Origin of the sequence: Kosakonia radicincitans DSM 16656 (assembly GCF_000280495.2) — a bacterium.
In the GTDB taxonomy this organism is placed as follows: domain Bacteria; phylum Pseudomonadota; class Gammaproteobacteria; order Enterobacterales; family Enterobacteriaceae; genus Kosakonia; species Kosakonia radicincitans.
Genome location: NZ_CP018016.1, coordinates 2,990,238 through 3,013,918 on the forward strand (window position 1 = coordinate 2,990,238; position 23,681 = coordinate 3,013,918).

The window sequence follows — 23,681 nt, forward strand, 5'->3', positions numbered from 1 at the left end:
AGAGATTTATCCGGCCCTGACGCGGAAACTGCTAAGCTTACTGCGGGCAAAACTGAAGGAGATGAGAATGCAATATTCACGTTGGTTATGTGCATTACTGCTGGCGGGCGCGGTTCCTGCCTTTGCTGCGCCCGATTCATGCGAGCGGGTCAAGGCGGATATCCAGCAGCGCATCATTAATAACGGCGTCCCGGAATCGGGATTCAGCCTGACAATTGTGCCGAATGACCAGGCAGACCAGGCCGGTTCGCAGGTGGTGGGCCACTGTGCGAATGACACCTACAAAATTCTCTACACCCGCAACAGCGGCGCCACCCCGCAGAACGATCAGGGCGCCGATACGCAATAAAATATAATCCCCCTGAATATTAGGGGGATTATCCCGCAGTTGATCGTGGTTAAAACTTATCCCCCCCAAATGGTTACCATAAACACTTCATTAGCCTGCTTCTAATATGAGCGGTTAATTTCTTTTTATTATAAATAATAATGGAGTGAGCTATGTCCGACATTGAACACCAGGGGGGGATCAGCCGACGAACGTTGGTGAAATCTACTGCGCTGGGATCGCTTGCACTCGCAGCGGGTGCAATCTCCCTTCCTTTCGGCATGCGCTCCGCTGCAGCCGCCGTACAACAAGCCATGCAACCCGCGCCCGATAAAGTCGTCTGGGGCGCCTGCTCGGTAAACTGTGGCAGCCGCTGCGCCCTGCGTTTACATGTGCGCGATGACGAAGTGTACTGGGTGGAAACCGATAATACCGGCGATGATATTTACGGTAACCACCAGGTCCGCGCCTGCCTGCGCGGGCGTTCGATTCGCCGCCGCATCAATCATCCCGATCGTCTTAACTACCCGATGAAGCGCGTGGGCAAACGCGGTGAAGGCAAGTTCGTGCGCATTAGCTGGGACGAAGCTCTCGATACGATTGCCAACAGCCTGAAAGGCGTGGTGCAGAAATACGGTAACGAAGCGGTTTACATTAACTACTCTTCCGGCATCGTCGGCGGCAACATTACCCGCTCTTCACCTTCCGCTTCGGTCATTGCCAGGCTGATGGCGCTATACGGCGGTTTCCTTAAACAGTACGGCACTTACAGCACTGCGCAAATCTCCTGCGCGATGCCTTATACCTACGGCTCCAACGACGGCAACAGCACCTCGGATATTGAAAACACCAAACTGGTGGTGATGTTCGGCAACAACCCGGCGGAAACCCGTATGAGCGGTGGCGGCATCACTTACTTTCTTGAACAGGCGCGCGAACGCTCGAATGCGCGGATGATTGTTATCGATCCGCGCTATACCGATACGGCTGCCGGACGTGAAGATGAGTGGGTTCCGATTCGTCCGGGTACCGATGCCGCATTGGTCGCAGGGATGGCATGGGTATTGATCAGCGAAAACCTCGTCGACCAGCCGTTCCTCGATAAATATTGCATCGGTTACGATGAGAAAACCCTGCCCGCCGATGCGCCTGCCAACAGCCACTACAAAGCGTATATTCTCGGTCAGGGCGATGATGGTATTGCCAAAACGCCGCAGTGGGCGTCGCGTATTACCGGTATTCCGGCCGATAAAATTATTAAGCTGGCGCGGGAAATTGGCAGCGCCAAACCGGCCTATATTTGTCAGGGCTGGGGGCCGCAGCGTCAGGCCAACGGCGAGTTGACTTCGCGTGCCATCGCCATGCTGCCGATCCTCACCGGTAACGTGGGCATTAACGGCGGCAACAGCGGCGCGCGTGAATCCACTTACACTATTACCATCGAACGTATGCCGATGCCGGAAAACCCGGTGAAAACGTCGATCTCCTGCTTTACCTGGACGGATGCCATTGCCCGCGGCCCGGAAATGACCGCCAAACGCGATGGTGTGCGTGGTAAAGATAAACTCGATGTGCCGATCAAATTCATCTGGAACTACGCCGGTAACACCATCACCAACCAGCACGGCGATATCAACCGGACTCACGACATCCTGCAGGACGAAAGCAAGTGCGAAATGATTGTGGTCATTGAGAATTTTATGACCTCTTCGGCAATGTATGCCGACATTCTGCTGCCGGATCTGATGACCGTTGAACAGGAAGACATTATTCCGAACGACTACGCAGGGAATATGGGCTATCTGATCTTCCTGCAGCCGGTCACCGCACCGAAATTCGAGCGCAAACCGATCTACTGGATTACCAGCGAAATCGCCCGTCGTCTGGGGCCGGATATCTACCAGAAGTTCACCGAAGGCCGCACCCAGCAAGAGTGGCTGAAGTATCTGTACGCCAAAATGGTCGCCAAAGATCCGCAGTTGCCTTCCTATGAAGAGCTCAAAGCGATGGGGATTTATAAGCGCAAAGATCCGAACGGACACTTTGTCGCCTATAAAAAATTCCGCGATGATCCGGTTGCTAACCCGCTGAAAACGCCCTCTGGAAAAATTGAAATCTACTCCAGTCAACTGGCGAAAATCGCCAACAGCTGGGAGCTGGAGAAAGACGAAGTCATCAGTCCACTGCCGGTTTACGCCTCAACCTTTGAAGGCTGGGACGATCCGGCGCGGGAAAAATTCCCGTTGCAACTGTTCGGGTTCCACTACAAAGCCCGCACGCACTCCAGCTACGGCAACATCGATGTGCTGAAAGAGTCCTGCCGCCAGGAAGTGTGGATCAACCCTATTGATGCCGAGCGTCGTGGTATCAAGCATGGCGACATGGTGCGCGTCTTTAATGAGCGCGGCGAAGTGCGCATTGCGGCGAAAGTAACACCGCGCATCATGCCGGGCGTCAGCGCCATGGGCCAGGGCGCCTGGCACCGGGCCAACATGGAAGGAGACCGTGTCGATCATGGTGGCTGCGTGAATACGCTAACCACCCACCGCCCGTCGCCGCTGGCGAAAGGCAATCCGCAGCACACCAACCTGGTCGACATTCAGAAGGTTTGAGGAGTAACCGATGACAACTCAGTATGGATTTTTTATTGACTCCAGCCGTTGCACCGGTTGCAAAACCTGCGAGCTGGCCTGTAAGGATTACAAAGACTTAACCCCGGACGTCAGCTTCCGCCGCGTGTATGAATACGCTGGCGGCAACTGGCAGGAAGATAACGGTATCTGGCACCAGAACGTCTTTGCCTACTACCTTTCGATCTCCTGCAACCATTGTGAAGATCCGGCCTGCACCAAAGTGTGCCCAAGCGGCGCGATGCATAAGCGTGAAGATGGTTTTGTGGTGGTGGACTAAGATGTCTGCATCGGCTGCCGCTACTGCCATATGGCCTGCCCCTACGGCGCGCCGCAATACAACGCCGCGAAGGGACACATGACCAAGTGCGACGGCTGCCACGATCGCGTCGCCGAGGGGAAAAAGCCCATCTGCGTCGAATCCTGCCCGCTGCGCGCGCTGGATTTCGGCCCAATCGAGGAACTGCGTAAACAGCACGGTTCGCTTGCTGCCATCGCCCCCTTCCCGGCTGCGCATTTTACCCGGCCGAATATCGTGATCAAACCTAACGCCAATAGCCGCCCGACGGGTGATACCACCGGCTATCTGGCCAATCCGCAGGAGGTATGAAATGGGAAACGGATGGCATGAGTGGCCGCTGGTACTGTTCACGGTACTGGGCCAGTGTGTGGCTGGCGGCCTGATTGTAAGCGGTATCGTCTGGATGAACGCCAACGACGATCGTATCGGGCAAGTGCGCATTGTACGCAGCCAGCTTCTCCTCTGGGTGCTGATGGGCGTGGGTTTTATCGCCTCGATGATGCACCTCGGCTCGCCGCTGCGCGCCTTTAACTCGCTAAACCGCGTCGGTGCGTCGGCGCTCAGTAATGAAATCGCCGCCGGTTCTCTGTTCTTCGCCGTCGGTGGTTTCTGGTGGCTGGTAAGCTGGCTGGGGAAAATGCCCGCCACCTTAAGCCGCATCTGGCTGGCGGTCAGCATGTTGCTTGGCGTGCTGTTTGTCTGGGCCATGACACGGGTCTATCAAATCGACACCGTGCCGACCTGGCATAACGGCTACACCACGGCAGCATTTTTTCTGACCATGCTGATGGGCGGCCCGCTGCTGGCCGCACTGCTGCTGCGTCTGGCGGGTATTCGTTTTCGCGCCTCGCGCTTCGCCGCGCTTAGCGTTGCGGCGTTTATCGCCAGCATTGCCGTAGTGATGCTGCAAAGCCAGCAACTGGGCGAGATCCACAGTTCCGTCCAGCAGGCGATCGCGCTGGTACCGGATTACGCTATGCTGCAAGTGGCGCGCCTGCTGCTGGTTGCGCTCGGTCTGGGCTGCTGGATCTGCCCGCTGGTGATGCGTAAACAGCCGCAGGTGCTTAGCCTGCTGCTTGGCATCGTGCTGGTCGCCGCCGGGGAAGTAATCGGGCGTGGTCTGTTCTATGGGCTGCATATGACCGTGGGCGTCGCCGTTGCCGGTTGATGATGTGCGCCGGATGGCCGTGCCTGATTCGGCCTGTGTGTTCCGCATGATGCGCAGGCCGGATAAACACCGCGCCATCCGGCAATTTTTCAGGATCAAACATGACTGACCTAACCGGTGAAAATTTTGTCGTGACCGCCCGCGTTCTGGGCGCGCTGTTTTACTACCCGCCGCAGAGCGAGCAGTGCCAGCCGCTGATTGCCGCGTTCACACAGGGAGACTGGGCGAAACAGTGGCCGCTCCCGCAAACCGACCTTGCGCCGCTGGTGGCTGAGTTCGCCGCGCCCTGTGACGAACCGCTGTCTGAAGCCTGGCAGCGCCTGTTTATTGGCCCGTGGGCGCTGCCTGCGCCGCCGTGGGGTTCCGTATGGCTGGATAAAGAATCGGTGCTGTTTGGCGATTCCACGCTGGCGCTGCGCCAGTGGATGCGGGAAAACAATATCGCCTTCGACAGCCGGCAAAATGAGCCGGAGGATCACTTCGGCGCACTGCTGTTACTGGCGGCGTGGCTGGCTGAAGAGGGAAATAGCGACGCCTGCGAGCGGCTGCTGGCCTGGCATCTGCTGCCGTGGGCCGGGCGTTTCCTGACGGTCTTTACCAACGAAGCGCAGCATCCTTTCTGGTGCTCAGTTGGAAAACTGGCGCAGCTGACGCTGGCCAGTTGGCAATCGCGCTTGCTGATCCCGGTCGCACAAAAACCCTTGTTTCGTTAATCCCGACCCGGCGTAACTGCCGGGATTTCCACGCTTTGTCATCATATATATGTGACATTGTCACTTTAAACCGGTGCTTTTAAGACAATTCTTTACTTCCGGTTCGCAACCGTTATCTCATCAGGTCTGGCGTCTCTTTCCGGCATCATCCCGGCGCAAAGTAAATTTCCCCGTCACTGGAATCCTTCCCAGGCGCTTGCTATAGGTCAAGTCACCCTGCCGAACATGGCATAACAACACGCAACGCCCGTTGCCATAACGCATGCAAACAGGGAGAAACATTGCAATGCAACTATCCGTACTTACCCGCGCCCTGCTGTTTATCGTCGGGATCGCCATAGTTCTGGCCCTGCTGACCTGGGGAATTGGTCTGGACACCCTCAAAGCCCGCCAGGTCGATCTGCTTTATCTCGGGCAGCAGCACCTGATTCTGGTGTTCAGCTCAATGTTCTTCGCCCTGCTGGTGGGCATTCCGAGCGGTATCGCGCTTAGCCGTCCTGCCGCACGCGGCGTGGCGGAATACGTGATGCAAATCTTTAATGTCGGCAATACGCTGCCGCCGCTCGCCGTTCTGGCACTGGCAATGGTGGTGATTGGCATTGGCGATACACCGGCGATCATTGCGCTGTTCCTCGCGTCGCTGCTGCCGATTGTGCGTAACACCTACGCCGGGCTGTGCTCGGTGCCTGCGTCGTTAATTGAAGCCGCGAACGGCATCGGTATGACCAAATGGCAACGCCTGCGCCAGGTGGAGATCCCCAATGCCATGCCGGTGATCCTCTCCGGGGTGCGTATTGCCACCGCCATCAACGTCGGAACTGCGCCGCTGGCATTCCTGATTGGTGCCAGTAGCTACGGTGAATTGATCTTTCCGGGAATCTACCTGAACGACTTCCCAACGCTGATTTTAGGCGCTGCGGCCACCGCGCTGTTCGCCCTGATCCTCGACACTCTGCTGGCGGCGCTGGGCCGCTTCCTTAGCCCGCACACGGCCTGAAAACAACAAGAGGGAACCTGATGAAAAGATTGACCCGCTTGCTCGGTGCGCTTGCCGCTGCGGTCTTATTTTCCGCCAGCGCGCATGCCGCGCCGCTGATTCTGGCGACCAAAAGTTTTACCGAGCAGCACATCTTGTCGGCGATGACCGTGCAGTATCTGCAAAAACGCGGTTTCCAGGTACAGCCGCAGACCAATATCGCCACGGTGATCTCACGTAACGCAATGATCAACAAGCAAATTGATATGACCTGGGAGTACACCGGCACCTCGCTGATTATCTTCAATCACATTAACCAGCGCATGTCGCCACAGGAGTCTTACGACACGGTAAAACGCCTCGACGCGAAGCACGGACTGGTGTGGCTGAAGCCAGCCAACATGAATAACACCTACGCCTTTGCCATGCAGCGTAAACGGGCAGAAGCCGAACACATCACCACCATGTCGCAGATGGTGGCGAAGATTGAACAGATCCGTAAAACCGATCCCAAACACAACTGGTTGCTGGGGCTGGATCTGGAGTTCGCCGGGCGCAGCGACGGCATGAAACCTCTGCAACAGGCCTATGGGATGGCGCTGGATCGCCCGCAAATTCGCCAGATGGATCCCGGGCTTGTTTATAACGCCATCCGCGATGGCTTTGTTGATGCCGGGCTGGTCTACACCACTGACGGGCGCGTGAAAGGCTTCGATCTCAAAGTGCTGGAAGATGACAAAGGTTTCTTCCCGAGTTATGCGGTCACGCCCGTGGTGCGTGAAGATACGCTGAAAGCCAATCCGGGGCTGGAAGAGGCGCTGAATACCCTTTCGGGGCTGTTAAATAACGACGTCATTATGACGCTTAACGCCAAAGTGGATATTGACCACCAGACACCGCAGCAAGTCGCCCACGATTTCCTGCATGAAAAAGGGTTGTTGTAAGGAGAGCCTATGGAGACGATTCATTACATGATGGACAACGCAGGCTATCTGGCAAGCCTTACCTTCCAGCATTTGTGGCTGGTACTGCTGGCCGTTGGCCTGGCGATTATCATCGGCGTTCCGCTCGGCATTCTGATTGTGCGCCATAAGTGGCTGGCGACGCCGGTTCTCGGGCTGGCAACGCTGGTGCTGACCATTCCGTCAATTGCCCTGTTCGGGCTGATGATCCCGCTGTTTTCGCTGATCGGTCAGGGGATTGGCGCCCTGCCCGCCATCACCGCCGTTTTTCTCTATTCACTACTGCCGATTGTGCGTAACACCCACACGGCGCTGGACAGCCTGCCGCCGGGGCTGCGCGAAGCCGGACGCGGTATCGGCATGACCTTCTGGCAACGCCTGCGCTGGGTCGAAATTCCGATGGCGCTGCCGGTGATTTTCGGTGGTATCCGCACGGCTGTGGTGATGAATATCGGCGTGATGGCTATTGCCGCCGTCATTGGCGCAGGCGGTCTGGGATTGCTGTTGCTGAACGGTATTGGCGGCAGTGACATTCGTATGTTAATTGCCGGGGCGCTGATGATTTGCGTACTCGCGATTGTGCTCGACTGGTTATTGCACCGCTTACAAATTGTGCTGACGCCGAAGGGGATTCGCTAATGATTAAACTGGAAAATCTGACCAAACAATTTACGCAGAAAAACGGCCAGACAGTGAAGGCTGTCGATAACGTCAATCTGACTGTACCGGAAGGTGAAATGTGCGTACTGCTCGGCCCTTCCGGCTGCGGTAAAACCACCACGCTGAAGATGATCAACCGCCTGATTGCACCGAGCAGCGGCTCGATTTTCATCAACGGTGAAGACACCAGCGCCATGGATACCGTCACCCTGCGGCGCAATATTGGCTACGTGATTCAGCAGATTGGTCTGTTTCCCAATATGACCATCGAAGAGAACATTACTGTCGTTCCGCGCATGCTGGGCTGGGATAAAGCGCGCTGTAAAAGCCGTGCCGAAGAGTTGATGGAGATGGTGGCGCTGGATGCGAAAAAATTCCTTCATCGCTACCCGCGCGAAATGTCCGGCGGCCAGCAGCAGCGTATCGGCGTGATCCGCGCGCTGGCGGCCGATCCGCCGGTACTGCTGATGGATGAGCCATTCGGCGCGGTCGACCCTATCAACCGTGAAGTGATCCAGAACCAGTTCCTTGAGATGCAGCGCAAGCTGAAAAAAACGGTGATGCTGGTCAGCCACGATATCGATGAAGCGCTGAAGCTCGGCGATCGTATTGCGGTGTTCCGCCAGGGACGCATCGTACAGTGCGCCAGCCCGGATGAGCTGCTGGCCAAACCGGCCAATGAATTTGTCGGTTCGTTTGTCGGCCAGGATCGCACACTGAAGCGGTTGCTGCTGGTTTCCGCAGGCGACGTCACCGATCAACAGCCGACGATTACGGTGCGGGAATCCACTCCGGCGGCGGAAGCCTTTGCCACCATGGATGACAACGATATTCGCGCCATTACCGTCGTGGATTCGGCGGGTAAACCGCTGGGTTTTGTTAAACGTCGCGAAGCGCGAAACGCGCCGGGCAGCTGTTCCGATTTGCTGCATCCGTTCCGTATTACCGGGAAAGCGGAAGATAACCTGCGCGTGGTATTGTCACGGCTGTACGAAAGCAACACCAGTTGGATGCCGATTGTCGATGAGGATGGTCGTTATAACGGTGAAATTTCGCAGGACTATATTGCGGAGTATTTAAGTTCGGGCAGAACACGCCGGGTACTGAATATTCATGATGCGTAACAGAAGCCCCTCAGATGAGGGGCTTTTTTCAGGCGAGGATGCGGTCGGCAACTAACATGCCGGTCGCCATCTGCAAATTGATGTATTGCGCCAGATCGCGCTGCTCGGCGCGCGGCAGATAGGGTAACTCACCAACCAGCGGCGCAGGCAGTTTTTTGCTCAGCACATTGATAATTTCAGCATAATGCGCCAGCCCTGGGTTGATACGGTTCGCCACCCAGCCAATCAGCGGCAGACCGTCGCTGGCAATCGCCTGCGCGGTCAGCAAAGCGTGGTTAATGCAGCCTTCCTGGATACCCACCACCATCACCACCGCCATCTGCTCCTGTACCACCCACTCGGAGAGCGGGCGCAAATCATTCATCAGGCTGCGCCAGCCGCCGGTTCCCTCGACCACCACGTGATCGACTTTTTCACACAGGTTGACCAGGCCGTTAGAAAGCAGGCTGTAATTGATGGGGCAACTGTGCGCAACGCTACTTTCCTCTTCGCTCAGGGCAATCGGGTTTATCGCCTGGTAAGGTAAATCCAGCGAGGAAACGCTTTGCAGTACCAGCGCGTCTTTGTTGCGCAATCCTTCCGGCGTCTCTTTGCTTCCTTTAGCAACAGGTTTGTAACCTGCCACTGTTTTGCCGCTGGCAGCCAGCGCCTGGAGAAGCGCGCGGGATGCCACTGTCTTCCCGACAGAAGTGTCTGTACCCGTTACAAAGAAACGCTTAAGCATCTCGATTTCCACCGTTGTTCTACGAAAATATAAACCAGGAGAATAATTCAGTGGGGAAAGTCTAAGATAAGTATCATCGGCCCAGCTTGAGGTAGCGCAATTTTTACGACAACAATGTAAAAATGTTACCCCTGCAACAAACGGATAAGCAAAGATCCGTTATACATCGCGTCTTTTACCAGCGCGGCACCAGCCATCGTGCCCTGATTGGTGAACTGGGTACTCTCAACGGAAATATGCTGGCTGTATGCCGGTAACGCCTGCTGGCGAATGCAATCGGCAATAGCGGGAAAGAGAATGTCTGCCGCTTTGCTCAGCGGCGAGCCAATGAGTATTTTTTGCGGGTTGAACAAATTCACCATAATGGCAAGGATACGACCAATATTCGCCCCGACGCCGCTGATGATATCTTTCGCCAGCAAATCGCCCTGCTGCGCCGCCTGACATAACCACTCCACCGTTAACGGCTTCTGATGCAGCATTGAACTCATCGACTGGCTCATGCGTAACTGCGCCAGTTCCAGCACGCTTTCAACGCTGGCAATGGTTTCAAGACAACCGTGGTTGCCGCAATAGCAGCGCTTACCGTAAGGGTCCACCTGGGTGTGTCCAATCTCCACCAGGCTGCTGCTGCCCGCGTGCAGCAAGCGTCCGTCGGTGATCACTCCGGCGCCAACGTTGTGGTCAATCACCACCTGAATAACATCGCGCGCGCCGCGTGAAGCGCCGAACAGCGCTTCTGCCATGGTCCACGCGCTGATGTCGTGCTGCACGTAAACCGGCACGCCGGTGTGCTTCTCCAGCGTTTCACCCAGCGGCATATCTTTCACTTCCGTGTAAAACGGCATACGGTGAACGATACCATTCTCGGTATCAATGATTCCCGGCAGCGTGATGGCAATTGAGGTCAGACGCTCCAGGCGATTCTGGTGGCGGGTAAAAAAGCTGTCGATAAGGTGAATAATGCGATCCAGCAGCGGCATCTCATCGCCCAGCGGCAGTTCAAGCCGGTCTTCCACCACCAGCTTGCTGCTGAGATCGCGCAGCGAGAGAAAGATTTCCCCGCGGCTAATACGCAGCGAGAGATAGTGCCAGGCTTCGGTCTCTACCACCAACCCGACCGCCGGACGCCCACGGCTGCCCGGCTCCTGGATCTCCGTCTCCTGCACCAGATGTGCTTCCAGCATTTCACGCACAATTTTAGTAATGCTCGCCGGCGCGAGTTGCGCCAGACGCGATAAATCGATGCGCGAAACCGGGCCAAGCTGATCAATAAGGCGATAAACCGCCCCCGCGTTGGTCTGCTTAATCTGATCAATATGCCCAGGCTGACTATCAGCAACCACCTCTGACTCCCTTATTTTCGCGCTTCGAAATAAACGTTCAGCTATGGTGAAGCACTTCACCAGGCGCCGTCAAATTTTTACCCCGGCTTGTGAGTTACAGCACATTTTGCAATGACTTATGCGTAAAAATCAGCCGATTGCGGCATGTAGAAGTTGCTGCTTGAAACGCGCGGCTGCCGTTCCCTGTTCATGGTGTTTTGCCCACACCAGCCACATTTCGGAAACCGCATCCGCTTCAATAATCGGCACCCAGCGTATTTCATTGAGTTGCACCCGGTGAAACGACGCCGGGAGGATCGAGACGCCCAGCCCGGCCGCCACCAGCCCGATGATCGTCATCGCTTCGCCCACTTCCTGGGTTATGGTGGGGATTAATTGATAGCGCCGCATCAGCCCGAGGATCTCGTCATACAGGCCAGTGCCGACGTGCGGATCAAAAAAAACAAACGGCTCCTGCGCCAGTTCCTTCAGCGACACCGCCTTGCGCGCCGCCAGCGGGTGGTCACGGTGGATCATCGCCAGCAGCGGTTCACGCAAAATCACTTCCCATGCCAGCGTTTCAGGCAGCGGTGTATTGCGCATCAGCCCCAAATCCAGCGAGCCTTCATTCAGGGGAGCAATCTGCTCGCGGGTATTGATCTCCCGCGTCTGAATGTGCACATCCGGGTAGCGCTGGCGAAACGATGAGAGTGTATCGGAAACCGCCTTGATAAACGGCGCCGAAGAGGTGAAACCGATACGCAATTCACCGGTTTCCCCCTGATGCAGACGGGCAGCGCGGGCAGCGGCTTCATCGACCAGGCCCAAAATCTGTCGACTGTCGGCAAGAAACTGTTTGCCGGCGGCCGTCAGCGCGACGCTGCGGTTGGTGCGAGCCAGAAGACGCGCGCCAACCTGCTGTTCGAGCAACTGGATCTGCTGGCTCAGCGGCGGTTGGGAGATATTGAGCCGTGCCGCCGCATGACCAAAATGCAGCTCTTCGGCAACGGCGATAAAGTAACGCAGATGGCGCAGTTCGATATTCATATTTTAAAAGTATTATTTGAGATTATTAATATATTAGACAGAATATTACACCTTTCATACTCTTATGTCCGTGGTAAGCCCGTCACCAGAATCACGGGTATGAAATGTAAGGATCTCCAGTGAGTCGTACAACAACCGTTGACACCGAGCCGGCAAGCGTTGTCAACGAAATTCCTGTCGCGTTGCCGGGACAATTTATTAAACGTGGTACCCCCCAATTCATGCGCGTTACGCTGGCGCTCTTCTCCGCCGGGCTGGCAACTTTTGCCCTGCTCTATTGCGTGCAGCCGATTTTGCCGGTGTTGTCTCATGAATTTGGCGTCTCTCCTGCCAGCAGCAGTATTTCGCTGTCGATTTCCACCGCCATGCTGGCGATTGGCCTGCTGTTTACCGGCCCGCTTTCGGACGCCATCGGGCGCAAAAAAGTGATGGTTACCGCCTTGCTGCTCGCTTCCTGCTGTACCCTGCTGTCAACGATGATGACAAGCTGGCACGGTATTCTGGTAATGCGCGCGCTGCTTGGTCTGTCGCTGAGCGGTGTGGCGGCGGTCGGGATGACCTATTTAAGCGAGGAGATCCATCCGAGCTTTGTCGCCTTCTCAATGGGGCTGTACATTAGCGGCAACTCGATTGGCGGCATGAGTGGGCGTTTAATCAGCGGTGTGTTTACCGACTTCTTTAACTGGCGAATTGCAGTCGCGGTGATTGGCTGCTTTGCGCTGGCATCAGCGCTGATGTTCTGGAAAATCCTGCCGGAGTCGCGCCATTTTCGGCCCACTTCGCTGCGCCCGAAAACGTTACTGATCAACCTCCATCTGCACTTGCGCGATAAAGGGCTGCCGCTGCTGTTCCTTGAAGGCTTTTTGCTGATGGGATCGTTCGTTACGCTGTTTAACTACATCGGTTATCGCCTGATGCTGTCGCCGTGGTCGCTGAGCCAGGCGGCCGTTGGCCTGCTGTCATTGGCCTATCTTACCGGCACCTGGAGCTCGCCGCGCGCCGGGGCAATGACCAGCAAATATGGTCGCGGTCCGGTGATGATCGGCTCTTCCGCCATCATGCTGTTCGGGCTGCTGCTGACCCTTTTCTCTTCGCTGTGGCTGATTTTTCCGGGCATGCTGTTATTCACCGCCGGTTTCTTTGCCGCACACGCCGTCGCCAGTAGCTGGATCGGCCCGCGCGCGCGGCGCGCCAAAGGCCAGGCCTCATCACTCTATTTATTCAGCTACTATCTGGGTTCCAGCGTGGCCGGGACACTGGGCGGGGTTTTCTGGCACAGCTATGGCTGGAATGGCGTCGGCGGCTTTATTGCCTTGATGCTGCTGATTGCCATTCTGGTGGGCAGCCGGATCCACTCTCGTTTGCATTAATGCAACGACGAAAGAAGAGCCTCGCGTGTGCGGGGCTTTTTTTGCTCCGTGCGGATGTGCGTTAAAAGAGGCTCAAAATCGAGGTTGCGCCAACCAGTTCACGCACGGCATCCAGCGCCATCAGAGCAAAAATGATCCAGACAAAAGGATTTATGGTTGTCACTCTGTTGTCTCTTCTGCGGGTGTAAAAATCCTGTACTTCTATTATGGTACAAACTGGCCAAATGAAAGCCGGACTACTATTTCAGGTAGTTATAGAAAAAACGCTAACGAAAATAGAGGCATTATGGACAAGCAGAACTACCAGCAACTCACCCGCACTTTCCAGCGTCTGTCGCGCTTCTCACACCTCTCCGCCATCGCCAGCTGGGACATGTTCACCATGATGCCGCCAGGCGGTAGCGCAGCACGCGGCGAAGCGCTGGCTGAACTCAGCGTGCTGCAACACCAGATTCTGACCGATAAGCGTGTCGGCCAGTGGTTACAGGCGGCAAAGCAGGAGACGCTGGACGATATTGAACAGGCAAACCTGCGCGAAATGACGCGTCACTACCAGCAGGCGGCGCTGCTCCCGGAAGCGCTGGTCGAAGCACAGTCGCTGGCAGGCAGCAAATGCGAGCACGCCTGGCGCACACAGCGCCCGGCGAATGACTGGGCGGGTTTCAGCGCCAACCTGAAAGAGGTGGTCAAGCTTGCCCGCGAAGAGGCCAGCTTACGCGCAGCGGCCAAAGGCTGTTCACCGTATGATGCGCTGCTCGACAAATTCGAACCGGACATGACCAGCGCCCGCCTGGATGAACTATTTAGCGAGGTGAAAAGCTGGCTGCCGGATTTACTGAACCGCGCGGTGGCGAAACAGGCGCAGCAAACACTGATTGCGCCGCAGGGGCCGTTCCCGCAGGCCGTGCAGCGCGAGCTGGGATTGCAGGCAATGCAGGTATTGGGCTTCGATTTCAACGGCGGGCGTCTTGATGTCAGCGCGCATCCCTTCTGCGGCGGCGTCCCGGAAGATGTGCGCATTACTACGCGCTACGACGAAAATGAACTGCTGAGCGCGCTGTTCGGCGTAGTGCATGAAACCGGTCACGCCCGCTACGAACAAAACCTGCCGCGCGCCTGGGCCGGCCAGCCGATCGCGCTGGCGCGATCCACGGCGATTCATGAATCGCAAAGTCTGTTCTTTGAAATGCAACTCGGGCGCAGCGACGCGTTTCTGCGCCGCCTGCAACCGGCGATTGTCGAGAGTTTTGGTATGCAACCAGCCTTCGAAGAGGGCAATTTCATTGCCTGGAATCAGCGGGTGAAACCGGGTTATATCCGCGTTGAGGCTGATGAAGTCAGCTATCCGGCGCACGTGATCCTGCGTTACGAAATCGAACGCGCGCTGATCGACGGCGACATTGAAGTGGAGGATATTCCGGCGCTGTGGAATGAAAAAATGCAGGCCTGGCTGGGGCTTTCCACCGAAGGCAATTACCGCAATGGCTGCATGCAGGATATTCACTGGACCGATGGCGGATTCGGTTACTTTCCCTCCTACACGCTGGGCGCCATGTACGCCGCGCAACTCTTTCATGCGGCACGCGTGGCCCTGCCAACGCTTGATGAGGCCATTGCGCAAGGTGATTTTAGCGCCCTGTTCGACTGGTTGCGGCAGAATATCTGGCAGCACGGTAGCCGCTTCAGCACCTCGCAACTCATTGAAAATGCAACAGGAGAAGCATTGAATGCCGATTATTTCCGCCAGCATTTGACCCGCCGTTATCTCTGATGACATCGCGCCGGAACCCCCGTTTCGGCGCGGTACATCACGTTTGTACATTCCGTTACACGCCGATACCAATCACTCACGGAAACCTCGCATTTACAGGGATATAGTTCTTTCAACGGCCCCGCAGTGGGGTTGAATGATGAAACCAATTCGAGGATATCGGAATGAAAAAAGTATTAGCTCTGGTTGTTGCCGCTGCTATGGGTCTGTCTTCCGCTGCATTCGCTGCTGACACCGCTGCCACCTCTCAGGCTCCGGCTGCTGCTCCGACTGCTACCACCGCTGCACCGGCTGCTACCGCAACTAAAGCTCCGGCTAAAAAAGTGCACAAAAAACACAAAAAAGCTGTAGAGCAGAAAGCTCAGGCTGCAAAAGTGAAAAAACATCACAAAAAAGCAGCTAAACCGGCAGTAGAGCAGAAAGCACAGGCTGCTAAAAAACACAAAAAACACGTTAAACACACTGCAACTAAACCGGCTGCACAACCGGCTGCATAAGTAAACGTGTCTGATTCCGGCGTCCTTAACGGCACGCTGTGACAAGTCGGCGCTGAGCCCTTCGGGTGAGGCGCCGTTTTTCTCTGGAGGGCATATGCTGCGACGTTATCGTTTTGAACTGATTCTGTTAATGCTGATTATTTGCGCGCTTATTGCCATCCGTTTTTATCTTTACTGATGTAGCACGCTGATTTTACTCCCACTTTCCTCGCGTCCCGTCTATATTTATCTGGGCTTACGTTAATAATCATAATTACCCACCAGAGTGTGATATGCGAAAAACTGTTGTGCTGATGCTGGGATCGCTGTTTCTGTTTTCCGCTGCTGGTCATGCTGACGATGGCGAGGATGACGCGGTTAACGCCCGTGATGTAAAAACGCTTTTTTTTGGTCATGACGATCGCGTCCCGGTTCCCACGCCGACCAAAGCGCCGTGGGATGCTATCGGCCAGCTGGAAACCGCCAGTGGTAATCTGTGTACTGCCACCCTTATCTCTCCGCACCTGGCGCTGACCGCCGGACACTGCCTGCTGACGCCGCCGAACGGGAAAGCAGACAAAGCCGTCGCGCTGCGTTTTGTTTCGCAAAAAGGGACCTGGCGCTATGAAATTCACGGTATTGAAGGGCGTGTTGACGCCTCGCTCGGTCATCGTCTGAAACCCGATGGCGATGGCTGGATCGTTCCCTCTTCCGCCGCATCGTGGGATTTCGGTCTGATCGTCTTGCGTTATCCGCCGTCCGGCATTACACCGCTACCGATCTTTGTTGGCGATAAAGACGAACTGACAGCGGCGCTGAAAACGGCCAACCGGAAAGTGACGCAGGCAGGCTATCCGGAAGATCATCTGGATACGCTCTACAGCCACCAGGATTGTACGGTCACCGGCTGGGCGCAAAGTAGCGTGCTGTCGCACCAGTGCGATACCCTGCCCGGCGACAGTGGTTCACCATTGATGCTGAAAACCGACGCAGGCTGGCAGTTGATTGCCGTACAAAGCTCAGCACCGGCGGCAAAAGATCGCTGGCGCGCCGATAACCGCGCCATCTCCGTAACCGGTTTTCGTGACAAGCTGGAAGCGCTGGCCAAAGAGAGCGAGTGATTCAGCCCAGCCGCTGCAAACGCAGTTGCAGGATGTCGTGCAGCGGCATCGGTTCACTGAAGTAATATCCCTGAAGCTGATCGCAACCGGCCAGTCTTAACAGTTTCATCTGCTTTTCATTCTCCACCCCTTCCGCCACCACCTGCATGCCCAGCGCGCTGGCGATGCGGATAGTCCCGCTCACTAGCGCCGACGCCTGCTCATCATCGTCCACCAGCCCGGCCAGTGATTTATCAATTTTGATGGTGTCGAAATTAAAACGACGCAGATAACCAATGCTGGAGTAGCCAGTACCAAAATCATCCAGCGCCACCGCCGTGCCCAGCGCTTTTAAGTTGGCAATGGCCGAACGGGCGCGCTCGGGATTTTCCAGCACGTAGGTTTCTGTTACTTCCAGTTGCAGGCGGTGCGCCGGAAAGCGGCAGGTCTCCAGCACGCTGGAGACTTTGTTCTCGAACTCCGGATCGCGAAACTGCGCTGGCGAGATATTCACCGATAATTTCAGATCCTCTATCGGCTGGAGATCGCTGCAAGCGCGGCGCAGGACAAACTGTCCCAGCGAGTAAATCAGCCCGCTGGTCTCTGCAATCGGAATAAATTCATCCGGTTTTAGCTCCCCGGCAGGACGTCGCGGCCAGCGCGCCAGTGCTTCGATGCCCACCATCATCTGGCTTCGGGCATCGACAATCGGTTGATACCAGACATCAAACTCCTCACGCTCCAGCCCATCGCGGATATCACTTTCAATCAATAATTGCCGCTCGCGAGCGCTGTTCAGCGCCGCGTCATAATGCGTTAGCCTGTCTTTGCCGGTAATTTTCGAATGGTACATCGCAATATCTGCGCGGCGAAACAACTCGGAACTGGAGCATTCCAGCAGCGTGCCGCTGGCGATGCCGATGCTGGCGCCAATGTGGATGGTGCGTTTACCAATGCGCACAGGATGATTCAGGTATTGCAGGACGTTATTGGCAAAGTCGGTGGCCTTCTCCACCGACCACGGCCCGCTCAGGGTCATGGCAAATTCGTCGCCGCCCATCCGCGCCAGCATGCCGTCAGTCGGCACTTTCTCACGCAGGGTCTGGGCAATGGTGACAATCAGACGGTCGCCAACATCGTGCCCGTAGATATCATTCACATCTTTAAAACCATCCAGATCGATAAACACCACGCTTATCGTATCCGGATCGCCCATCGCGCCCAGTTTTTCGATGTTTTCGATGAGCGCCCGGCGGTTGGGTAACCGGCTGAGCCAGTCCGTCAGGGCGATTTTGCGCGCCAGCCTTTCCCCACGCGCCAGCTTGTACAGCCCGGCGCTGCTCAGCACGATAAACAGCAGGATCAACCCGGACGCCAGCATCGCAATCTGGCGAATATTCGACGCCGCCGCCCGCGCGGCTTCTGCGCCCGGCAGACGCGGCGTCCAGCTCAGATAGCCGAGCTCCTCGCCCGCCGAGTCACGCAGCGGAACGCTACTGGCGGCGGTTTTCTGCGGTGACAGGCGTAAGTCTGTAATCTGGAAGGTTTTGCCAAGGTCGCTGAGGATCTGCGCATCCAGATGGCGGGTAATCACCAGATAGCGGCGAGTGCCGTCGTAAACCTCAAGACGGCCAACCATCGGGCGCACCAGCCCGATACTGATAAACGCCACGCCGTCCCGGGTCTGCGTAATCCCGGCGTAGACCTCTTTCCCGGACTGAAGCAACTGGTTATGACCGCGGATCAGCGCCCGCAATCCACTGCCAAAAAAAGTGAGATCGCGCTCCGTGAAAAGTTGGCTGCGAAACGCGCCCCACAGCACATTGAATTGCTCATCCAGCACAAAGGTGCCGTCATACAGATTGTTGATTTTATAACCAGCCCCCCAGGTGTTGTACAACCACTGCGTATCCAGTTGTGGCCGATAAACTTCCCGCACCGCATCGTCCCAGACGCCATTATCAATCACCAGCGAGCGGATTCGGTTAACCGACGTCTGAATCGCGCCCTGCACCGCGAGCGCAGTGCGGTGCTCATCAATTTCATTGGCTTTGCTGCTGATTAAATTCAACGAGAGGTAAAGCAGTGCAACAACGGAGACGATTAAGCCAATCCCCGCCATAAAGGTCATGACAAATAACGTCCTTGCGCCAGGAATATTGCGCCAGCTAAACGGATTGAACATTCATCGCCCCCTGCAGGTGGCTGAAAAAGTCGCGTTGCGTTAGTTATTGAGTAAAGCGTAATACAGACTGCAAAATTCGCTGCCCGTAAACGCGGGCAGCGTCACATTATGCGAGTTTAATCAGCAACATACCCATAATTAACAGCAGCAGACCAAACCAGCCTTTACGGTTCAGGCGCTGGCCGAAGAGGATCCAGCCCGCCGCCAGCGTAGCGACAATACCAAATCCGCCCCACAGCGCATAGGCCACGGAAAGATCGATCCCTTTCACCGCCTGTGACAGCGCGCTAAACGCCGCCAGCACCGCCAAAAGCGACCCGCAACCGTACAGTTTGCGACGAAAACCGTCAGAGAATTTCAGAAAGATATTCGCCACGATCTCCAGCCCAATCGCCATCGCCAGCCAGAGAGCGTGGATCCACTCAAACGGCTGCATGATTGCGCTCCTGACGCGGCTTACGCGTCCCGGATTTAATCAGCACAATGCCCAACACCAACGTTGCCAGCCCGATCACTTTTAATACCGGGAGTTGTTCATCAAAAAGAAATACGCTGAACAGGGTAATGAATAATATGCCAATGCCTTCCCACATTGCATACGCCACACCGAGGGCAATTTTTTTCACCGCAAATGACAGAAAAATATACGACAGCGCAATCATGGCCAGCATTAGAATAAACCCTGTCTGGCTATCGTTGACGCTGGCCCATTTCATTGACAATGTGCCGGTTATTTCAGCAACAATTGCTAAGATCAGTAATATCCAATAAATCATTTTTTCTCCTGCTTGAGAATATATATCCTTGCGCGGCTTACCGCAGCGCGGGAAACCGGAAAAACAGCAATATCAGCCGGACGCAGCGCGCCAGCACAGGCAGGAGGAGACTATAGCGCTGAGCGCCAGTATTGTTCACCCGCAAGCGGGCAGCAGGAGGAGTGGTGACGGGAAAAAACAGAATTTAAAATGCTGAACAGAATGTCCATATAATTACAATTATCCGCGAATTGCTTCTCATCATGCGGATGAAAATTGTCCTCAGTCGTTAAACACCGCTTATTTCTATCACAGCCCAGGATTTTACTCAAAAGCTTTTCAATTCTTTACTCTGCTGTGGAATTTATATTATTTTTGCAGTGCGTGGTTTTCTTTTTATACCGCATTTATATCAGGCGATAAATAATCCTCTTCAGCCGGTAATAACTCACGATGAGGAAATATATGTCACGTTGCCAATCGTGCGGCCATAGTTGGGAGATGGCGCCCAACGAATATGACAATGTTTACCACGGCTACGTGCATCGCGTTTTATGGCCGGTTTTCCATAACCGCCCCGACTTAGCCCGCTACCAGAAAGCCTGGTTTATAACCTACAAAACCTGTACGCGAACGGTGGCCTGCACCCTTTACGGCATCTTTGCCGCGCAGCGCCTTTATTGAGGCGGCGTTGGCGGGCTGTTTTTTGCAACGCTCGCCCGCGCTTCCGCCAGCAAATTCCACGAGGTGATAAACAGCGCAGCAATCATGGGCCCAAGGACAAAACCATTAATGCCGAAGAATTGCAGGCCGCCCAGCGTGGTCAGCAGAATCAGATAATCCGGCATGCGGGTATCTTTCCCGACCAGCAACGGACGCAGAAGATTGTCGGCCAAACCAACGACGATCACGAAGTAGAGCGTCAGCACCGTTGCCGTAACAAACTCGTCGGTCGAATAGAGAAAAATCACCGCCGGGATCCAGACAATCGCCGTTCCCACCGCCGGGATTAACGACAGGAATGCCATCAGCGCCGCCCACAGCAGGCTGCCGTTGAAACCGGCAAACCAGAAACCGATGCCGCCCAGCGCGCCCTGAACGATGGCAACCACCAGCGTCCCTTTTACCGTAGCACGCGCCACACCGGCGAATTTCAAAAACAGGCGACGCTTAATGGTCGCCGTCAGCGGCATAACTTCGTAGATCTGGCGCACCAGCGTGGCGCCATCTTTCAGCAGGAAGAACAGCAGATAGACCATCAAACAGAAGCTAACGGTAATGCCCAGCGTACCTTTGCCAATGATCACCGCGCTGCCCGCCAGGTAACGCCCGACGCTCAACGCCACGCCGGAGAGTTTTTCCCGGATTGCATTCACCGAATCAAAATCATTGTCGCGCAGATAGCCCTTCGCCCAGTCCGGCAGATGTGCAATGCCATTACTTAATAGCTGCGGCAAATCGGTCGCGTTATTTTGCAGACGCTGGTACAGGCTGTTGATCTCCACGGCCAGTGAAGAGAGCACCATCATCATTGGGATAAACACAATCACGCAAATCAGCAACACAGTGATCAACGAGGCAATGCCGTTACGCCCGCGCAACCATACCGAGAGCTGCATGCGCAGCGGATAGAAAATCAACGCCAGGATGATCGCCCAGATAATCGCGGAATAATAGGGCTGGATCAGGCCGAAAAACGCCACGCTGACCAGCAATAATAAAATGATAAAAAAGAACTGATTACTTTTAAGTGTTGACATCGGCCCGTCCAATGGAGAAACAACCATTAAGTGTAGTGCCTTACTCATTGATTGTAAAAACAATCCCCTGCCCTGACGGTTGTACACCGCTAATAACCTTTCCTTTTTTATCAACTGCACGCCATCAGGATTTTCGTACTCAACGCGTATTTAAGAATGAGACGATAAATCGATGCCCTATTGCCGCTTATGATGACGCCACCGAATTGCGCCAGACAACACCAGGAATAGTGCATCGGCTATCTGGCTAACTGGTGGGGAAAAAGCAGTTGGTTAATATTGGCGACGCAGTAACACATTGTCGGGTTGTTTTATCCGTTATCTGTCTATTGTCGTGATAAGCATAGAAGCACCTTTAAATCAAAAGGTTATATTTCACAAAGAGGAGATACAGTATGACCATTGTAATGCTCATGTCTACCGATGCCGATATTGTTAACACGCAACTGAATGCCGCCTGGAACCCCATCACGAATCGCTATACGTGGGCACAGGTCAGTTCCATGAATTTAAATATTATCAACGGCGCGACCATTGTGGTTATTGCCCATGGTAATGGTACGGAAATTGGCAACGCGGCTCCGAGCGTTGTTGATGTTAATGCCGAAACCTTTCTTGCTCTGGTTCAGGGAAATATGGCGAACAAGGCCGTTCCGGCAAGAATTTATATTTCCTCTTGCGGTCCGGGCATCGCAGAGTTTGCCGCTAATGTGCGGATAGCGGCGCAGAATAATCAGATTTGGCACAACACGCGTATTTTTGGTCATAGCGATCCGGTTTCCGGCCCGGTACCGCCCGCCAACGATATCCGCTGGACGCGAATTTTTTAAGCTATCGCTAGTACATGATGCCAGGCGGTGGTTGACACGGCCTGGCATCCCCGCCGCATAAATTTCATGTGACTTCAGTAGCTTTATTATTTTCTGCCGCAAGCGGCTTGCTCTCTTCACTATAATGGTGGTTTGACGCCGAATGAATCAGAACGCTTGTTCTGGAAATCTCTAAAGCCGTGGCCAATTTTTGTTGACCACTACAACTAGTTTTTATTTAGCGACAGGCAGGTCTGAATAGCGCGTAGTATAAGATGGTGATAGCATTTCACGCTTCATTGCCCAAGGTTTCTGGATGCCTTGACCAGCAAACCAGACCTTTCCTTTTCCTGACGAGTTAATGCCGTCGATTACCGCCATCAGTGCAGTGCTATTAGCCTTTGGGGCGGTATCATCAAACAAATTAAGCTGTGCAGTGCCACGACTAAAAAAGTCAGCAAGCATTACGCCAGCTTTCATGTAGCGATAACCATCGACCCATATCCGGTCTAGTGATTCTGTAGATGCACGTATAATGTCACGCGTATCATTAGATGGTATCGATAGTTTCGTAGATGATTGGTTCTCATAATAAATTTCATTATCTGCGTGCGGGCTGGTGCGTAGAAATACGCTGACAAAAGCACAAAACTGGTGTTCGCTACGCAATTTTGCTGCGGCGCGTTCAGCATAGGCGCAGACAGCCTGGCGCATATCTGCATACTCGGTAATACGATACCCAAAAGAGCGGCTGAACATAATCTGTTGTTTATCCGGCACGAATTCCTCAAGCTCCAGGCACGACTCACCGCGCAGCTCACGCAGCGTTCTTTCCAGAACAACGTTGAAATGTTTTTTGATTACCCAAGGTGAGCTATTGGCTAAGTCCAGCGCTGTATTGATCCCCATATTGTTCAGTTTTTTGCTGATGCGCCTTCCTACACCCCATACATCCTCCACAGGCACTCGTTCTAACAGCTTCCGCTGACGTGATATGTCGGATAGATCAACCACGCCACCCGCACTCGCCCATCGTTTTGTTGCGTAATTTGCTAATTTTGCTAACGTTTTGGTTTGCGAAACTCCGATTCCGATCGTGAGCCCGGTATTTTTAAGTACCTGGTTCCGCACGGCCTTCCCAAAATCTGTCAGCGACATGTAGCTGGCTATGCCGGATAAGTCGATAAAGGCTTCATCAATTGAATAGATCTCGATGGCTGGCGCCATCTGCGTCAGCGTCTGCATAACCCGCGCACTGAGGTCAGCATAAAGAGCATAGTTCGAGCTAAATACGTGCACTTCAGATGAGAACGTTTTATTTTTCAGTTTGAAAAAAGGCTCTCCCATGGCGATGCCAAGCGCTTTTGCCTCTGCTGAACGCGAAATTACGCAGCCGTCGTTGTTAGAGACCACTACCACGGGTTTTCCCTTTAAATCCGGGCGGAATACCGTTTCACAGGACGTATAAAAGCTGTTGACGTCAGCCAAAGCAAACAT

24 protein-coding genes and 1 pseudogene are annotated in these 23,681 nt (G+C 54.8%); 16 read left to right on the forward strand and 9 right to left on the reverse strand.

Annotation, left to right across the window (positions count from 1 at the left end):
* The first annotated feature begins 67 nt into the window (after positions 1 to 67).
* From Y71_RS14320 to osmV, 9 genes and pseudogenes are all read left to right on the forward strand, one after another.
* A complete protein-coding gene (locus Y71_RS14320) occupies positions 68 to 349 on the forward strand; it encodes a DUF1161 domain-containing protein (RefSeq protein WP_035943639.1) in 282 nt (93 codons plus the stop codon).
* 152 nt (positions 350 to 501) lie between these two features.
* A complete protein-coding gene (ynfE, locus tag Y71_RS14325) occupies positions 502 to 2,940 on the forward strand; it encodes a selenate/tellurate reductase subunit YnfE (RefSeq protein ID WP_007374888.1) in 2,439 nt (812 codons plus the stop codon).
* A gap of 10 nt (positions 2,941 to 2,950) precedes the next feature.
* A pseudogene (locus Y71_RS14330) lies at positions 2,951 to 3,568 on the forward strand (DMSO/selenate family reductase complex B subunit).
* 1 nt (position 3,569) lies between these two features.
* Entirely contained in the window at positions 3,570 to 4,427 is an 858-nt protein-coding gene (locus tag Y71_RS14335; RefSeq protein ID WP_007374885.1) for a dimethyl sulfoxide reductase anchor subunit family protein, read from the forward strand.
* A gap of 101 nt (positions 4,428 to 4,528) precedes the next feature.
* Positions 4,529 to 5,140: a Tat proofreading chaperone DmsD gene (gene dmsD / locus Y71_RS14340; protein ID WP_007374883.1), complete on the forward strand. Its 612-nt coding sequence runs from the start codon at positions 4,529 to 4,531 to the stop codon at positions 5,138 to 5,140.
* Positions 5,141 to 5,426: 286 nt separating this feature from the next.
* Positions 5,427 to 6,137 carry an osmoprotectant ABC transporter permease OsmY gene (gene osmY / locus Y71_RS14345; protein ID WP_007374882.1) on the forward strand — a complete coding sequence of 237 codons (711 nt, stop codon included), beginning with the start codon at positions 5,427 to 5,429 and terminating at the stop codon, positions 6,135 to 6,137.
* A 20-nt stretch (positions 6,138 to 6,157) separates the two neighbouring features.
* The gene (gene osmX / locus Y71_RS14350) at positions 6,158 to 7,060 is read left to right on the forward strand and encodes an osmoprotectant ABC transporter substrate-binding protein OsmX (protein WP_007374881.1); all 903 of its coding nucleotides are present in this window, start codon (positions 6,158 to 6,160) and stop codon (positions 7,058 to 7,060) included.
* A gap of 9 nt (positions 7,061 to 7,069) precedes the next feature.
* Complete coding sequence (gene osmW, locus Y71_RS14355; RefSeq protein ID WP_007374880.1) at positions 7,070 to 7,717, forward strand: osmoprotectant ABC transporter permease OsmW; 648 nt, start codon at positions 7,070 to 7,072, stop codon at positions 7,715 to 7,717.
* Positions 7,717 to 8,862 (forward strand): osmoprotectant ABC transporter ATP-binding protein OsmV, encoded by a 1,146-nt coding sequence (osmV, locus tag Y71_RS14360; RefSeq protein WP_007374879.1) that lies wholly within the window; start codon positions 7,717 to 7,719, stop codon positions 8,860 to 8,862. Before osmW ends, osmV begins: the two co-directional genes overlap by 1 nt.
* A gap of 28 nt (positions 8,863 to 8,890) precedes the next feature.
* Here the strand turns inward: osmV and bioD are convergent, their stop codons facing one another.
* The 3 genes from bioD to Y71_RS14375 form a co-directional block, all read right to left on the reverse strand.
* A complete protein-coding gene (gene bioD / locus Y71_RS14365) occupies positions 8,891 to 9,586 on the reverse strand; it encodes a dethiobiotin synthase (RefSeq protein ID WP_007374878.1) in 696 nt (231 codons plus the stop codon).
* Positions 9,587 to 9,711: 125 nt separating this feature from the next.
* A complete protein-coding gene (gene mlc / locus Y71_RS14370) occupies positions 9,712 to 10,932 on the reverse strand; it encodes a sugar metabolism global transcriptional regulator Mlc (protein ID WP_007374877.1) in 1,221 nt (406 codons plus the stop codon).
* Positions 10,933 to 11,061: 129 nt separating this feature from the next.
* Complete coding sequence (locus Y71_RS14375) at positions 11,062 to 11,958, reverse strand: multidrug efflux transcriptional activator YnfL/SxtR(Kp) (RefSeq protein WP_007374876.1); 897 nt, start codon at positions 11,956 to 11,958, stop codon at positions 11,062 to 11,064.
* 119 nt (positions 11,959 to 12,077) lie between these two features.
* Here Y71_RS14375 and Y71_RS14380 point away from each other — a divergent pair, with 119 nt between their 5' ends.
* Positions 12,078 to 13,328: a multidrug efflux MFS transporter YnfM/SxtP(Kp) gene (locus tag Y71_RS14380; RefSeq protein WP_035885796.1), complete on the forward strand. Its 1,251-nt coding sequence runs from the start codon at positions 12,078 to 12,080 to the stop codon at positions 13,326 to 13,328.
* Positions 13,329 to 13,389: 61 nt separating this feature from the next.
* Here the strand turns inward: Y71_RS14380 and Y71_RS30735 are convergent, their stop codons facing one another.
* On the reverse strand, positions 13,390 to 13,491 hold the full coding sequence (locus Y71_RS30735) for a KPN_01571 family protein (protein WP_227135680.1): 102 nt from the start codon (positions 13,489 to 13,491) through the stop codon (positions 13,390 to 13,392).
* A gap of 123 nt (positions 13,492 to 13,614) precedes the next feature.
* On the opposite strand from Y71_RS30735, the gene Y71_RS14385 reads away from it, so the two are divergent.
* The 4 genes from Y71_RS14385 to Y71_RS14395 all read left to right on the forward strand — a co-directional run bounded on the left by Y71_RS14385 (position 13,615) and on the right by Y71_RS14395 (position 16,696).
* A complete protein-coding gene (locus tag Y71_RS14385; RefSeq protein ID WP_007374874.1) occupies positions 13,615 to 15,099 on the forward strand; it encodes a carboxypeptidase M32 in 1,485 nt (494 codons plus the stop codon).
* Positions 15,100 to 15,263: 164 nt separating this feature from the next.
* Positions 15,264 to 15,596 (forward strand): acid resistance repetitive basic protein Asr, encoded by a 333-nt coding sequence (asr, locus tag Y71_RS14390; RefSeq protein WP_007374873.1) that lies wholly within the window; start codon positions 15,264 to 15,266, stop codon positions 15,594 to 15,596.
* 94 nt (positions 15,597 to 15,690) lie between these two features.
* Entirely contained in the window at positions 15,691 to 15,774 is an 84-nt protein-coding gene (ydgU, locus tag Y71_RS31170) for a small membrane protein YdgU (RefSeq protein ID WP_090120058.1), read from the forward strand.
* Between the two features lie 94 nt (positions 15,775 to 15,868).
* Positions 15,869 to 16,696, forward strand: a complete 828-nt coding sequence (locus tag Y71_RS14395) for a trypsin-like serine peptidase (protein WP_007374872.1) — start codon at positions 15,869 to 15,871, stop codon at positions 16,694 to 16,696.
* Position 16,697: 1 nt separating this feature from the next.
* On the opposite strand, the gene Y71_RS14400 is transcribed toward Y71_RS14395, so the two are convergent.
* The 3 genes from Y71_RS14400 to mdtJ form a co-directional block, all read right to left on the reverse strand.
* Complete coding sequence (locus tag Y71_RS14400) at positions 16,698 to 18,860, reverse strand: putative bifunctional diguanylate cyclase/phosphodiesterase (RefSeq protein ID WP_007374871.1); 2,163 nt, start codon at positions 18,858 to 18,860, stop codon at positions 16,698 to 16,700.
* Between the two features lie 106 nt (positions 18,861 to 18,966).
* On the reverse strand, positions 18,967 to 19,296 hold the full coding sequence (gene mdtI, locus Y71_RS14405; RefSeq protein WP_007374870.1) for a multidrug/spermidine efflux SMR transporter subunit MdtI: 330 nt from the start codon (positions 19,294 to 19,296) through the stop codon (positions 18,967 to 18,969).
* Positions 19,283 to 19,636, reverse strand: coding sequence for a multidrug/spermidine efflux SMR transporter subunit MdtJ (gene mdtJ / locus Y71_RS14410; RefSeq protein ID WP_007374869.1), 354 nt, complete (start codon positions 19,634 to 19,636; stop codon positions 19,283 to 19,285). Before mdtJ ends, mdtI begins: the two co-directional genes overlap by 14 nt.
* Positions 19,637 to 20,080: 444 nt before the next feature.
* Here mdtJ and Y71_RS30525 point away from each other — a divergent pair, with 444 nt between their 5' ends.
* Entirely contained in the window at positions 20,081 to 20,299 is a 219-nt protein-coding gene (locus Y71_RS30525; RefSeq protein ID WP_181951277.1) for a hypothetical protein, read from the forward strand.
* Here Y71_RS30525 and Y71_RS14425 read toward each other — a convergent pair.
* Positions 20,293 to 21,375 (reverse strand): AI-2E family transporter, encoded by a 1,083-nt coding sequence (locus tag Y71_RS14425; RefSeq protein ID WP_035943637.1) that lies wholly within the window; start codon positions 21,373 to 21,375, stop codon positions 20,293 to 20,295. The two genes, Y71_RS30525 and Y71_RS14425, sit on opposite strands and share 7 nt — an antisense overlap.
* Before the next feature lie 395 nt (positions 21,376 to 21,770).
* Here Y71_RS14425 and Y71_RS14430 point away from each other — a divergent pair, with 395 nt between their 5' ends.
* On the forward strand, positions 21,771 to 22,205 hold the full coding sequence (locus tag Y71_RS14430) for a hypothetical protein (RefSeq protein WP_007374865.1): 435 nt from the start codon (positions 21,771 to 21,773) through the stop codon (positions 22,203 to 22,205).
* A gap of 213 nt (positions 22,206 to 22,418) precedes the next feature.
* Here Y71_RS14430 and umuC read toward each other — a convergent pair whose 3' ends face one another.
* On the reverse strand, positions 22,419 to 23,681 hold the full coding sequence (gene umuC / locus Y71_RS14435; RefSeq protein WP_007374864.1) for a translesion error-prone DNA polymerase V subunit UmuC: 1,263 nt from the start codon (positions 23,679 to 23,681) through the stop codon (positions 22,419 to 22,421).

Excerpts from the sequence above, each read along its gene's own strand:
- Y71_RS14320 (WP_035943639.1), top strand. The coding sequence starts at position 68 with ATGCAATATTCACGTTGGTTATGTGCATTACTGCTGGCGGGCGCGGTT.
- ynfE (WP_007374888.1), top strand. The coding sequence starts at position 502 with ATGTCCGACATTGAACACCAGGGGGGGATCAGCCGACGAACGTTGGTG.
- Y71_RS14335 (WP_007374885.1), top strand. The coding sequence starts at position 3,570 with ATGGGAAACGGATGGCATGAGTGGCCGCTGGTACTGTTCACGGTACTG.
- dmsD (WP_007374883.1), top strand. The coding sequence starts at position 4,529 with ATGACTGACCTAACCGGTGAAAATTTTGTCGTGACCGCCCGCGTTCTG.
- osmY (WP_007374882.1), top strand. The coding sequence starts at position 5,427 with ATGCAACTATCCGTACTTACCCGCGCCCTGCTGTTTATCGTCGGGATC.
- osmX (WP_007374881.1), top strand. The coding sequence starts at position 6,158 with ATGAAAAGATTGACCCGCTTGCTCGGTGCGCTTGCCGCTGCGGTCTTA.
- osmW (WP_007374880.1), top strand. The coding sequence starts at position 7,070 with ATGGAGACGATTCATTACATGATGGACAACGCAGGCTATCTGGCAAGC.
- osmV (WP_007374879.1), top strand. The coding sequence starts at position 7,717 with ATGATTAAACTGGAAAATCTGACCAAACAATTTACGCAGAAAAACGGC.
- bioD (WP_007374878.1), bottom strand. The coding sequence starts at position 9,586 with ATGCTTAAGCGTTTCTTTGTAACGGGTACAGACACTTCTGTCGGGAAG.
- Y71_RS14375 (WP_007374876.1), bottom strand. The coding sequence starts at position 11,958 with ATGAATATCGAACTGCGCCATCTGCGTTACTTTATCGCCGTTGCCGAA.
- Y71_RS14385 (WP_007374874.1), top strand. The coding sequence starts at position 13,615 with ATGGACAAGCAGAACTACCAGCAACTCACCCGCACTTTCCAGCGTCTG.
- asr (WP_007374873.1), top strand. The coding sequence starts at position 15,264 with ATGAAAAAAGTATTAGCTCTGGTTGTTGCCGCTGCTATGGGTCTGTCT.
- ydgU (WP_090120058.1), top strand. The coding sequence starts at position 15,691 with ATGCTGCGACGTTATCGTTTTGAACTGATTCTGTTAATGCTGATTATT.
- Y71_RS14395 (WP_007374872.1), top strand. The coding sequence starts at position 15,869 with ATGCGAAAAACTGTTGTGCTGATGCTGGGATCGCTGTTTCTGTTTTCC.
- Y71_RS14400 (WP_007374871.1), bottom strand. The coding sequence starts at position 18,860 with ATGTTCAATCCGTTTAGCTGGCGCAATATTCCTGGCGCAAGGACGTTA.
- mdtI (WP_007374870.1), bottom strand. The coding sequence starts at position 19,296 with ATGCAGCCGTTTGAGTGGATCCACGCTCTCTGGCTGGCGATGGCGATT.
- mdtJ (WP_007374869.1), bottom strand. The coding sequence starts at position 19,636 with ATGATTTATTGGATATTACTGATCTTAGCAATTGTTGCTGAAATAACC.
- Y71_RS30525 (WP_181951277.1), top strand. The coding sequence starts at position 20,081 with ATGTCACGTTGCCAATCGTGCGGCCATAGTTGGGAGATGGCGCCCAAC.
- Y71_RS14425 (WP_035943637.1), bottom strand. The coding sequence starts at position 21,375 with ATGTCAACACTTAAAAGTAATCAGTTCTTTTTTATCATTTTATTATTG.
- Y71_RS14430 (WP_007374865.1), top strand. The coding sequence starts at position 21,771 with ATGACCATTGTAATGCTCATGTCTACCGATGCCGATATTGTTAACACG.
- umuC (WP_007374864.1), bottom strand. The coding sequence starts at position 23,681 with ATGTTTGCTTTGGCTGACGTCAACAGCTTTTATACGTCCTGTGAAACG.